11 protein-coding genes and 1 pseudogene are annotated in these 12,266 nt (G+C 63.0%); 7 read left to right on the top strand and 5 right to left on the bottom strand.

What is annotated here, in order from left to right:
- Positions 1–8: 8 nt before the first annotated feature.
- From thrC to AC3CB8_RS14655, 4 genes are read left to right on the top strand one after another with little or no spacing between them, the layout of a single operon-like run.
- A complete protein-coding gene (thrC, locus tag AC3CB8_RS14670; protein ID WP_352548439.1) occupies positions 9–1,406 on the top strand; it encodes a threonine synthase in 1,398 nt (465 codons plus the stop codon).
- 14 nt (positions 1,407–1,420) lie between these two features.
- Complete coding sequence (locus AC3CB8_RS14665; RefSeq protein ID WP_023772907.1) at positions 1,421–2,713, top strand: M16 family metallopeptidase; 1,293 nt, start codon at positions 1,421–1,423, stop codon at positions 2,711–2,713.
- 12 nt (positions 2,714–2,725) lie between these two features.
- Complete coding sequence (locus tag AC3CB8_RS14660; protein ID WP_023783511.1) at positions 2,726–3,322, top strand: GNAT family N-acetyltransferase; 597 nt, start codon at positions 2,726–2,728, stop codon at positions 3,320–3,322.
- A gap of 3 nt (positions 3,323–3,325) precedes the next feature.
- Positions 3,326–6,214 (top strand): EAL domain-containing protein, encoded by a 2,889-nt coding sequence (locus tag AC3CB8_RS14655; RefSeq protein ID WP_023772909.1) that lies wholly within the window; start codon positions 3,326–3,328, stop codon positions 6,212–6,214.
- Between the two features lie 179 nt (positions 6,215–6,393).
- Here AC3CB8_RS14655 and AC3CB8_RS14650 read toward each other — a convergent pair whose 3' ends face one another.
- Together AC3CB8_RS14650 and AC3CB8_RS14645 are read right to left on the bottom strand one after the other, a co-directional pair.
- Positions 6,394–6,534, bottom strand: coding sequence for a hypothetical protein (locus AC3CB8_RS14650; protein ID WP_348524177.1), 141 nt, complete (start codon positions 6,532–6,534; stop codon positions 6,394–6,396).
- A gap of 497 nt (positions 6,535–7,031) precedes the next feature.
- Positions 7,032–7,640: a YqgE/AlgH family protein gene (locus tag AC3CB8_RS14645; protein ID WP_015318780.1), complete on the bottom strand. Its 609-nt coding sequence runs from the start codon at positions 7,638–7,640 to the stop codon at positions 7,032–7,034.
- A 172-nt stretch (positions 7,641–7,812) separates the two neighbouring features.
- Here AC3CB8_RS14645 and AC3CB8_RS14640 point away from each other — a divergent pair, with 172 nt between their 5' ends.
- The 3 genes from AC3CB8_RS14640 (at position 7,813) to AC3CB8_RS14630 (ending at position 9,840) form a co-directional block, all read left to right on the top strand.
- The gene (locus AC3CB8_RS14640; protein WP_352566484.1) at positions 7,813–8,619 is read left to right on the top strand and encodes a protein-disulfide reductase DsbD domain-containing protein; all 807 of its coding nucleotides are present in this window, start codon (positions 7,813–7,815) and stop codon (positions 8,617–8,619) included.
- A 172-nt stretch (positions 8,620–8,791) separates the two neighbouring features.
- A complete protein-coding gene (locus tag AC3CB8_RS14635) occupies positions 8,792–9,274 on the top strand; it encodes a peroxiredoxin (RefSeq protein ID WP_015318782.1) in 483 nt (160 codons plus the stop codon).
- A gap of 89 nt (positions 9,275–9,363) precedes the next feature.
- On the top strand, positions 9,364–9,840 hold the full coding sequence (locus AC3CB8_RS14630) for a DUF2938 domain-containing protein (protein WP_023783510.1): 477 nt from the start codon (positions 9,364–9,366) through the stop codon (positions 9,838–9,840).
- A gap of 325 nt (positions 9,841–10,165) precedes the next feature.
- Here AC3CB8_RS14630 and AC3CB8_RS14625 read toward each other — a convergent pair.
- The 3 genes and pseudogenes from AC3CB8_RS14625 to AC3CB8_RS14615 form a co-directional block, all read right to left on the bottom strand.
- A pseudogene (locus AC3CB8_RS14625) lies at positions 10,166–10,708 on the bottom strand (histidine phosphatase family protein); the annotation flags it as partial.
- Between the two features lie 44 nt (positions 10,709–10,752).
- Positions 10,753–11,286 (bottom strand): ribonuclease HI, encoded by a 534-nt coding sequence (gene rnhA, locus AC3CB8_RS14620; protein ID WP_352566480.1) that lies wholly within the window; start codon positions 11,284–11,286, stop codon positions 10,753–10,755.
- Positions 11,283–12,260 carry a homoserine kinase gene (locus tag AC3CB8_RS14615; RefSeq protein WP_023772913.1) on the bottom strand — a complete coding sequence of 326 codons (978 nt, stop codon included), beginning with the start codon at positions 12,258–12,260 and terminating at the stop codon, positions 11,283–11,285. The genes rnhA and AC3CB8_RS14615 overlap by 4 nt, the downstream gene beginning before the upstream one ends.
- Positions 12,261–12,266 lie beyond the last annotated feature (6 nt).

Below are 12,266 nucleotides of genomic sequence, written 5' to 3'. Positions count from 1 at the left end.
TCTGTGACATGCATTATGTGAGTACCCGCGGCGAAGCGCCCGCGCTTGGATTTTCCGACGCCGTCCTGGCCGGCCTGGCGCGCGATGGCGGGCTCTATGTACCGCGCGAATGGCCGCATTTCTCTCCATCCGAGATTCGAGCCATGCGCGGCCTAGCGTATCCAGACCTCGCAATGCGCGTGCTGACGCCGTTCCTCGGCGGCGAGATCGCCGCGCCGGTCTTCGAGCGCCTGGTCCGCGAAGCCTATGCCACCTTCCGCCATGAGGCCGTCTGCCCGCTGGTGCAGACCGGTGCCAACACTTTTGTCCTCGAACTCTTTCACGGACCGACATTGGCGTTCAAGGACGTGGCGATGCAGTTGCTTGCCCGGCTGATGGACCATGTGCTTGCCGAACGCGACCAGCACGCCACCATCGTCGGCGCCACCTCGGGCGATACCGGTGGCGCAGCCATAGACGCCTTTGCCAGGCGCAGCCGCACCGACATCTTCATCCTTTTTCCGCATGGCCGCGTCTCGCCGGTGCAGCAGCGGCAGATGACGACGTCGAAGGCTGAAAATGTCCATGCGCTGGCGATCGAAGGCAATTTCGACGACTGTCAGGGCCTGCTGAAGGACATGTTCAACGATCACGGCTTCCGCGACCAGGTGTCGCTATCGGGGGTCAATTCGATCAACTGGGCGCGCATCATGGCCCAGATCGTCTATTATTTCTCCTCGGCATTGTCGCTCGGCGCACCGGACAGGCCGGTGTCCTTCACCGTGCCGACCGGCAATTTCGGCGATATCTTCGCCGGCTACGCCGCCAAGAAGATGGGCCTGCCGATCGACCGGCTGGTCATCGCCACCAACGATAACGACATATTGGCACGCACCTTCGCGACCGGCGAATACCGGACCAAAGGGGTCTTTGCGACCACCTCGCCGTCGATGGACATCCAGGTTTCGTCGAACTTCGAACGCCTGCTTTTCGAGGCGTCAAACCGCGACGCCGCAACGGTGCGGCGCTACATGGCCGGCCTCAAACAATCGGGCGCCTTCACCATCGAAGCCGCGGAAATCGCCGGTATGCGAACCGAATTCGACGCCGGCCGCGCCGATATGGACGAGGTCGCCGCCACCATCCGCTCGACGCTGGCAAACAGCAACTACCTGCTCGATCCACATACGGCGGCAGCCATGCATGTGGCGACGGCCAGGGCTGCCGGCGCCGTGCCGATGGTGGTGCTCGGCACCGCCCATCCGGCGAAATTCCCGGCCGCCGTGGAAGCCGCCAGCGGTGTCTCGCCCGCCCTGCCCGCATGGTTAGGGGGATTGATGACATTCGAGGAAAAATACACGGTACTTCCATCCGACCTCAAAATGGTGGAAGATTACGTCAGTCGCCGCGCGCGGGCGGCGCGTTAGGGAGTACGAGCCATATGGGTGTTGAGGTAAGCCGTCTGTCGAACGGCCTGACAGTCGCCACCGAAACCCTTCCAAGTATCGAATCGGTTGCCTTGGGTGCCTGGGTCAAATCGGGTGCCCGCAATGAACGCGAAGACGAGCACGGCATGGCCCATCTGCTCGAGCACATGGCGTTCAAGGGGACGAAGCGGCGAAGCGCCTTCGAGATCGCCTCGGAAATCGAGGACGTCGGCGGCGAGATCAATGCGGCCACCAGCGTCGAGACCACATCCTACTACGCCAGGGTGCTCTCCGACGATATGCCGCTGGCCGTCGATATCCTGTCCGACATCCTGCAGGAGTCCGAATTCGACCCGCAGGAACTTGAGCGCGAGCAGCACGTCATCTTGCAGGAGATCGGCGCCGCGCACGACACGCCCGACGACATCGTCTTCGACCGTTTCACCGAGACGGCCTTTCGCCACCAGACCATCGGCCGCTCGATCCTGGGTACGCCCGAAACGGTAAAATCCTTCACCTCCAAGCAGTTGCACGATTTCATCGAACGCCAGTATGGCGCCGAACGGATGGTGATCGTGGCCGCAGGCGACATCAAGCACGACAAGTTCGTGCGCGAGGTCGAAAACCGGCTCGGCGGTTTCCGCAGCAAGGCCGACAGCACCATTCCGCAATACGCGCAATATGTCGGCGGCGACTTCCGCGAGGACCGCGACCTGATGGATGCGCAGATCGTGCTGGGCTTCGAGGGCCGCGCCTACCATGTGCGCGATTTCTACGCCTCGCAGGTGCTGTCTATGATCCTCGGCGGCGGCATGTCATCGCGTCTGTTCCAGGAGGTCCGCGAAAAACGCGGCCTCTGCTACTCGGTTTATGCCTTCCACTGGGGCTTTTCCGATACGGGCATATTCGGCGTTCATGCCGCGACGGGCCAAAGCGATATCGCCAAGCTGGTGCCTGTCATCATCGACGAGTTGCAGAAGGCCGGCGAGAGCATCCTGCAGGAAGAACTCGACCGCGCGCGCGCACAATATCGCGCCGGGCTGATCATGTCGGCCGAGAGCCCGGCCAGCCGCGCCTCGCAGATCGCGCGGCAGCTACTCCTTTTCGGCAGGCCGATCGCGAAGGAAGAGCTGATGGAGCGCCTGGCGGCGCTGACGATCGAGCGCCTGACCGACCTGTCGTCACGGATGTTCTCGACCAAGCCGACGCTTACCGCTGTCGGGCCCGTGGGTACGCTGGCACCATACGAGGCGATCCTCGATTCGCTTCCGGGCACGCAGACCACGGCCCGCAGGCTCGCCGTCTAAGTCCCAAGCGCCGTGTTCGCGCTCCCTTTCTTTCGCCGTGACCTGCCGGCACTGAAGGGCAACCTCGTCACGCTGCGCGTGCCGCTCACCAATGACTACCGCGAGTGGTCGGCGGTGCGCGGCGAAAGCCGGGCGTTCCTGGAACCGTGGGAGCCGCGCTGGACCCCCGACGAACTCGACCGCACGGCATGGCGCCTGCGCATCAGCCGCTATCGCGAGGACTACGCACAGGGAAGCGCGATCGCCTTCTTCATCTTCGAGAAATCGAGCGGCAAACTCGCGGGCGGCATCACGCTCGGCAACATACGCCACGGCGTCTCGCAAAGCGGCCATGTCGGCTACTGGATCGGCGAGCGCTTCGGCGGCCGCGGCCTGATGACAGACGCGGTCAAGGTGGTGGCCCGCTTCGCCTTCGATACGCTGAGGTTGCACCGGATCGAAGCCGCCTGTATCCCCGACAATATCAGGTCGATCCGCGTGCTTGAAAAAGCCGGATTCCGGCGCGAAGGACTTCTGCGATCCTATCTCAGGATCAACGGCATCTGGCAGGACCACTACCTCTACGCCCGGATCGCCGACGATCCGCCGGGCGCTGGAACGAAGGACTGATTTTTGACGAATTCCCTGCGAAACGGGCCGCTGTTCGCCTTTCTGCTGGCGACGATGCTGACGCTGTGCGCGGCTTCGTCGGCCTTTGCCGTGGAACCCATCAAGATCGCCCGCGACGATGTCGCGCTCGATCTTTCGCGCGCCGTCGAAATCTACCGCAACCAGGGTGAGAACTTCCAGGTGTCGACCGCGCCCGGGCCGGACGGCATCGTGCGGCGGATCGAGGTCGAAGCCAACGATGCCCGCTCGACCGGCGACTGGGCTGTCTTCGCGCTCGCCAACACCACCGACCAGCAACTCGATCGGCTGATCGTGGCGCCGCACTTCCGGCTGGTCAATTCCGGCATCTTCTGGCCGGATCTGGGTTCTACGCGCATCGCCGCCATTACGCCCAGCGAAGGCTTCGCGCTCGACCGCCAGACCAGCCCCGACGCCGACGTGTTCCGGGTGACGCTGAACCCCGGCACGGTGATCACCTTCATTGCCGAACTCGCCTCGCCGAAGCTGCCGCAGGTCTACCTCTGGGATCCTGAATCCTACAAGGATTCGGTCAATTCCTACACGCTGTTTCGCGGCATCGTCATCGGTATCGCCGGCCTTTTGGCGCTGTTCCTGACCATCCTGTTCGTGGTCAAAGGGACGTCGATGTTCCCGGCGACGGCGGCCCTCGCCTGGGCGGTGCTTGCCTATATCTGTGTCGATTTCGGCTTCCTCAACAAGGTCATCGAGATCTCGCCCGGCAACGAGCAGATGTGGCGAGCCGGCACCGAGGTGGCGCTGGCGGCGACTTTCGTGGTGTTCCTGTTTGCCTATCTCAACCTCAACCGATGGCACGGCCATTTCAGCTATGGCGCCCTGGTCTGGATTCTGGGGCTGCTCTTGATCGCCGGTGTCGCCATCGTCGATCCGGCGGTCGCCGCCGGCATCGCCCGCATCTCGTTCGCCGCGACCGCACTGACCGGGCTGGGCTTGATCATCTTCCTCGGTATTCGTGGTTATGACCGAGCGATCATGCTGGTGCCCAGCTGGGTCATGGTGCTGTTATGGCTATGCGGATCGTGGATGGCAATCACCGGCATGCTCGACAACGACATCGCCCAGCCGGCACTTGGCGGCGGGCTGATCCTGATCATCCTGTTGATCGGCTTCACCGTCATGCAGCACGCCTTTGCTGGCGGTGCGCTGCATCAGGGGCTATTCTCCGACCTCGAGCGGCAGGCGCTGGCCGTCGCGGGATCGGGCGATACGGTGTGGGACTGGGACGTGCTGCGCGACCGCGTTGTGACCAAACCCGACGTCAGCATCCAGCTCGGCCTCGCCCCCAACAGCCTGGGCGGTGCCGCGCGCAACTGGCTGCCGGTGTTGCATGCCGACGACCGCGACACATTCCGCACGACGCTCGACGTGGTTCTCGAACACCGTCGTGGCCGGGTAGCACAGAATTTCCGCCTGCGCGGCGCCGACGGGCACTATCACTGGTTTGCCCTGCGCGCGCGACCCGTCATCGGTTCGGACGGCGAGGTGATCCGCTGCGTTGGCACCATGGTCGATGTCACCGAACAGAAGAAATCCGAGGAACGGCTGCTGCACGACGCCGTGCACGACAATCTGACCGGCCTGCCGAACCGCGAATTGTTCATGAACCGGCTGGAGGCAATCATTTCGATCGCTCGCACCGAAGAGAAGGTGCGGCCGACCGTCTTCGTCATCGATATCGACCGCTTCAAGCAGGTCAATGACGGGCTCGGCATTTCAGCCGGCGACACCATCCTGCTCACTATAGCGCGCCGCCTGCATCGGCTGTTGAAGCCGAAGGATTCGCTGTCGCGCTTCGCCGGCGACCAGTTTGCCCTGATGCTGCTGTCCGAGCAGGACCCTGCCCGCATCGCCGGGGTGGCCGATGCGATCAAGCATGCGATCAACAATCCGATCACCTTTGCCAAGCGCGAAATCGTGCTGACCGCCTCGATCGGCCTGATTACCTGGACCTCGGCGCAGACCTCGGCCGAGGACATGGTCAAGGACGCCGAGCTCGCCATGCACCAGGCCAAGCGCTTCGGCGGCGACAGGATCGAGCCGTTCCGCCCGGCGTTCCGCACAGTCGGCACCGATCGCCTGCAGTTCGAATCCGATCTGCGGCGCGCCATTGAGCGGCGCGAATTCACCCTGGCCTACCAGCCGATCGTGCGGCTCGAGGATGGCAGCGTCGCCGGCTTCGAGGCCCTGCTGCGCTGGGACCATCCGCGCCGCGGCATGATCCCGCCGGCCGATTTCATCCCGGTCGCGGAAAGCTGCGGGCTGATCGTGCAGCTTGGGCTGTTTGCCATGCAGCAGGCGGCCGAGGATCTGGCAGGATGGCAAAAGCAGATCGGCGACGCGCCGCTGTCGGTGTCGGTCAACCTGTCAAGCCGCCAGCTCATCCGCCGCGACCTGGTCAGCGACGTGCGTTCCGTGATCGCGCGCGCCAATCTGAAGCCCCGCTGCTTCCGGCTCGAACTGACCGAGTCGCTGGTCATGGACAATCCCGAGCAGACGGCCCATGTGCTGACCAAGCTCAAGCAGCTCGGCATCGGCCTGTCGCTGGACGATTTCGGCACCGGCTATTCATCGCTCGCCTATCTGACGCGGTTCCCGTTCGATACCATCAAGATCGACAAGAGCTTCGTCGACGACAGCACGCCAAAACGCACGGTGCTGCTCAAATCCATGGTCAACATGGCGCATGAGCTCGGCCTTTCGGTAGTCGCCGAGGGCATATCAGACGAGCGCGATGCGCTGGAGCTGCGCCAGATGGGATGCGAATATGTCCAGAGCTTCATGTTCGGCGCGCCGATGCCGGGCGACCAGGTGCTGAAGACGCTGAAGGAGCAGTATCCGCTCACGCAGGCCTAATGCATGTCGCCCGGACGTGTCCTCGGTTCTGGACCAATGACATGCGTAAACCAGAAGCTTGCAGCAGGTCGGGCCAATCCTATTGGCCGCGACATGCCGTAGATGCCGATCGCGTCGTGCCGCCGGCCGCTTCCACGCAAGCGACGGAGGGTCTCGACACCTAACGCGTCGCGCTCGGACTATTGTTGCGAGAGTCGCAGCGCATTGACCAATGCTGACAGCGCCGCTGGCTGAAGCCGACGACTGGGATAATACAGGAAAAAGCCTGGGATTGACGGCGTCCATTCCTCCAGGACACGGACAAGCCGTCGCTCCGCGATATACTCCGCGACTTGCTCATCATAGGCGAGACCGAGACCAACGCGGCCAGCGCCGCCTCAATCACCAAGTGAGTATCGTCGATTATGAGCGAGCCGCTGGCGTTGATCGTGACCGACTTTCTCGCACGCTCGAACTCCCACCGAGATGGACCGCCTGGAAGACGCAGGGCTATGCACTGGTGATCCTTGAGATCCCTCGATCAACGGATCGCACGTGCGACACGCCGGAAGATTTTCCGCGACGCGGCCGAGGCTGGAACATGGATCGCTGGAGCGCACCTTGGCTGGCCGGGCGTCGGCCGCGTGATGCATGAGGACAAAGCGTACGGCCATGAGCCGGCATAGCGGATAACGCGCGGACAGGCGGTTTCGCCTGTTTGCGCAATTCCAAGCCTGAACAGTTCTCGCGCACCGCCATGGGATGAGATTGCGCTAACGCCGCAGCGTTCCGGCTGCGCCTAACCTAGCGAAGGAGTCCTGGCCGGCAAAGACGAGGCTCAAGCATGTCCGGCGGCGAGGCTGAGATGAGCGAGATCGATGCCGATCGAGGCGAGAATCCGGTCGTATTTGCGTTCGATGTCGGCGTCGAACAGCAATTCCGGCGTCGCCGGGCAGGTCAGCCAGCCATTCTCGGCGATCTCGGTTTCCAACTGACCGGCGCCCCAGCCGGAATAACCGAGCGCCATGAGCGCGCGCCGCGGCCCACGCCCTGACGATATCGCCCGCAGTATGTCGACGGTCGCGGTGAGGCAGATGTCGTCGGAAACGGTGAGCGAGGAATCCACACGGTAGTCGCCCGAATGCAGGACGAAGCCCCGGCTGCGGTCGACAGGCCCGCCATTGCGCACGACGAAATCGCGCGCCTGTGCCGGCAGGCGGATCGCCTCCTGCTCGTTCATGATGCCAAGTTGTACCAGAAGGTCCGGGAACAGCATCTGCTGCGTCTGGTTGATGATCAGGCCCATCGCGCCTTCATCGCTATGGGCGCAGATGTAGATGACCGAGCGCGTGAAACGGTCGTCCTTCATACCAGGCATGGCAATCAGGAACTGATCGTCGAGAAAGCCGCGGCCGGCGGCTGTCTTTTTGTGGCGCAACAAATCCATGCCAGGGAAGGTAACGCGTTTCCCCGGCGCCGAAAAGATGCGCCGTAGCGGATTCGACCAAAGCTCATATTGCGGGTCCGGCGTTGGCTTGCCCGCAAAGGTCACGCAAATATGATATCAGCACGGCCATGAAATCATTGCGCGGCCACGAAGGGACGATCAAATCACCGTCATGCAAAGCTTGAAAATCCTGTTGCTCGGCGCCGCCATTGGATTGGCGGCCGCCCTCCCTGCCAGCGCCTCCTCATCCGCCTGGTACAACAGCGAAGGCGGCAAGGTGCGGCTGGTGACATCAGGCAAGCCGGACGACGCCGGCCGCATCCAGGGTGTTCTCGATATCGCCCTCAAACCCGGCTGGAAGACTTATTGGCGCGACCCGGGCGACGCAGGTGTGCCGCCGCAGCTCGACGTTTCGGCCAGCACCAATATAGCCGATGCGACGCTGTCTTTTCCAGCGCCGCAGCGTCATGCCGATGGCTATGGCAAATGGGCCGGTTACAATTATCCGGTTTCCCTGCCGGTGACTTTCACGCTGGCGACGCCGAACCAGCCGGCGGTCATCGATGCCGACGTCTTTCTCGGCATTTGTGAATCCATCTGCATTCCCGTGCAGACACGGCTGAGCGTCGACCCCGCTTCCGATCCCGATAATGCTGACGACGCGGCGTTGGTGAAGGCTGGTTTCACCGCACTACCGGCGGCTGCAAAGCCTGACTTCGGCATCAAGGTGCTGTCCGGCGATCACGAGACGCTGGTTGTCGAGGCGAGTTTTCCTGGCGATCCGCAGGCAGCGGATTTCTTCGTTGCCGGCGAGCGCGACTATATGTTCGGAACACCTTCCCGCTCGGAAAAGGACGGCAAGCTGATCTTCACTGTGCCGATCCTCGATCGCCCCTCGACGACGCCGACCGACGGCGGGCTTCACTACACGTTGACGAGTTCGGCGGGCGCGGTCGAAGGGTTGCTGCCTTTCCCTTGAAGCGCGTCGTATTGAAAACGAATCCCATACGATGCGCTGCAAGGTCATCTTCTTGTACGTGTCGTTATCCCAAAACCGCGGCATGTACTGATGCCGCTGCCGCGATAGTTGCAGGAAGCCGCCGAGTTCGCTACGCAAGCACGCGTCTTCCCCCATCCCGAGCGAGGAACTCATGACCATCTCCGTTGGCGACAAGCTGCCCGAGGCGACCTTCAAGACAATGACCGCCGACGGCGCCAAGCCGATCACGTCGGCCGAGATTTTTCCGGGCAAGAAAGTGGTGCTGTTCGGCGTTCCCGGCGCCTTCACGCCGACCTGCAGCAACAACCATCTGCCCGGCTATCTCGAGAACCACGACGCGATCCTGGCGCGCGGCGTCGACACCATCGCCGTCGTTTCGGTCAACGACGTCCACGTCATGGGCGCCTGGGCGCGCTTCACCGGCGGCGAAGGCAAGATCCTGTTCCTCGCCGACGGCAATGGCGATTTCGCCAAGGCGGTCGGTCTTGACGCGGACTACTCCGGTGGCGGCATGGGCCTGCGTTCGAAGCGGTTTTCGATGATCATCGACGACGGCAAGGTCACCGCCCTCAATGTCGAGACCAAACCCGGCGTCGACGAGTCCGGCGCGGCTCATATTCTCGGTCAGCTCTGAACTTCGACGGCCAATCACGCGAGGCCGCAATGGCCTCGCCTGACAAATGGCGGCGCTCCAGAATTGCCGGCTTTCGGGGGGATTCTACGATGTTTGACGTCTTCTGGCGCGCTATCGCGATCGGCGTCGGTGCGACCGTCCTGATGGATGTCTGGGCCTTTTTCCTGCACAAGGCATTCGGCCAGCCACGCCCGAACTGGGGCCCGGTCGGGCGCTGGGTCTGGCACCTCCGCGACCAGGTGTTTCACGACAATATCGGCGATGCGGCGCCCTACGCGTATGAACAGGCGCTGGGCTGGGCTTTCCATTACTTCGTCGGTATCGTCTACGGCATCATCCTGGTCGTGCTGGCGGGTGCGGGCTGGCTGGTCGCGCCGACCTTCCTGCCGGCCTTCATCCTCGGCATCGTCACGGTCGGCGCCGGCTGGTTCCTGCTGGCGCCAGGCATGGGCGCCGGCTGGGCCGCCTCGAAGCGGCCCAATCCGATGCGGGTCCGGGCGCTCAATCTGGTCTCGCACACGGTGTTCGCGCTCGGGCTTTGGGGCACGGCGCTGCTGATCCGTTAGACAGCTAGCACAGACGGTTCAGATCCCGCCGCCCATCGACCACACGGACGATTTCAACCCACTCCACCGGGCCATCGTCCGTGTCTGGAATCGTTTCGTAGAGCATTACAAACGGCGCCTCCACCAGCATTCGTGCAGAAGGCCTGATATCGGGTCGACTGACACCCATGCGCGGCTCTGCCAGCTGCATGGCCCGCGCTTCTAATCGATCGTAGTAACGATCGGCCGGCCGTATGTTTTCGCTACAAACACGCGCCGAATTATGCATGGATGGCGGCCGATCGACGGCTGTCTTGATCGGGGTACCGCAGCCGTACTCATAGCGATCGAAGGCGAAATAGTTGCCGCCGCCCGCCAGCTGATCGGCTTCGCGGCTGATCTGCCTGCCGCTGAGCGACAGCAGAAGGAGCGTGCCGACACCGCCATGGCCGACAAGGGCGATGTTGCAGGCGCCGCCGGCACCGAGCACGGCCTCGACCTCACTCATGATGCGCTGCTGTGCGTCGATGGCCCGCTCCCAGCCACGAATGCTTTCGTGCGGATTGGCGAAGAACCGGTCGGCGACCGCCTCGAATGCCGGAGGCGGCAGGAAACCCGTCGCCGACCGGTCGTTCTCATGCATCGGGTCGTTCTCATGCATCCGTTCGCTCACCTGCACCGCAAGGTCGAGGTGCCGCCCGAGCACCTCGGCGGTTTCAACTGCCTTGCGTTCGCCCGACGACACCACGCGCCCGATCGATCCAATCCACGGCTGGTTCAGCATTGCATGCGCCCTGGCACGACCGATGTCGGACAGACCCCAATCCGGCACGGGCACGCTGGCGTCGATCTGAACCTGAGGATGGGTGATATAATAGGCGATCGGCACAACAGAAATTCTCCTGTCGGCCGGGCGCCGGGAATGCCAGAAGCTCAATAGCTCTGGGTCGAACGACGCGCCTTCGAAGCCAGCGGCCGCTTTGCCTGGACATCCGGCTTTGGCGCCGACGCCACCGGCCTGAAAGGCCCTTTCTTGAACGGGGCCATGCCTTCCCTTGCCAGTTCGTCGGCGCGCTCGTTCTCGACGTGGCCGGCGTGACCCTTGACCCAGTTCCAGGTGACCTTGTGGCGCCGGTTGGCCTCGTCCAGCGCCTGCCAGAGTTCACCGTTCTTTACCGGCTTCTTGTCGGCGGTCTTCCAGCCATTCTTCTTCCAGCCATGGATCCATTTGGAAATTCCGTCCATGACGTATTTGCTGTCGGTATGAAGCACGACCGTGCAAGGCTCCTTCAACGCATTCAGCGCCGAAATGGCCGCCAGCAATTCCATGCGGTTGTTGGTGGTTTCGGCCTCGCCGCCGAAGAGTTCCTTGGTGGTGCCGTTGAAGCGCAGGATGGCGCCCCAGCCGCCGGGGCCGGGATTGCCCGAACAGGCGCCATCGGTAAAGATTTCAACCTGCTTGCTCATGACACCCCGTTTTCGGCCAGTCCATATTCCGAAGGAAATCTGATCGCCCGGTGGAACCGCATCCTTCGGATGTATTCGGTCGGGTCGCGTTTCATCACCAGTCCGCCATCTGGGACGGTCAGCCAGTCGTAAAGTCGGGTCAGCATGAAGCGTAGCGCCGAACCGCGCGCCAGCATCGGCAGCGCCGCCTTCTCGTCATGGCTCAGGGGGCGCACGCTTTGATAACCGGCAAGCAGTGCCTTGCCCTTGGTAAGGTTGAAGGAAAAATCCTTCTCGAAACACCAGGCGTTGAGGCAGGTGGCGACATCATAGGCATAGAGATCGTCACAGGCAAAATAGAAATCGATCAGCCCCGAAAGCTTCTCGCCTAGGAAAAATACATTGTCCGGGAAAAGGTCGGCATGGATGATGCCCTTGGGGAGGCCTTTGGGCCAGTTCTGCTCGAAATCGGCAAAGTCGGCATCGACCTCGGCCGCAAGGCCCGGCTCGACCTCGTCGGCGCGGCCGCGAGATGCATCCCAAAGCTTGCGCCAGCCGTCGAGGGCGAGCGCGTTCGGACGCGTCATCGAAAAATCGGCGCCGGCCAGGTGCAGCGCCGCCAGCGCCTTGCCGACCTCGGCGCAATGCGTTGCGGCCGGTCGCCGCAGCGAAAGTCCTTCGAGGAAGGTGATGATGACGGCCGGCCGGCCGGCCAGCGTGCCGATGACGCTGCCGTCATGCGCGGTCACCGGCAGCGGGCAGGACACGCCCTTGCTGGCGAGATGGCCCATCAGCCCGAGGAAGAACGGCAAATCCGCCTTCTCGACTCGCTTTTCATAGAGCGTCAGGATGTAGGAGCCGCTCGATGTGTGCAGCAGGAAGTTCGAATTCTCGGTGCCTTCGGCGATGCCCTTGTAGGATAGGAGATCGCCGACCGGATAGTGCTTCAGGAAAGCGCCGAGTTCGCCCTCCGCAACGTCGGTGTAGACCGCCATGGCCGT

The sequence above is a fragment of the Mesorhizobium sp. P160927 genome, from assembly GCF_057766385.1.
The sequence above is the reverse complement of the archived record's forward strand: the minus strand, read 5'-3'. Positions and strand labels throughout refer to the sequence as shown.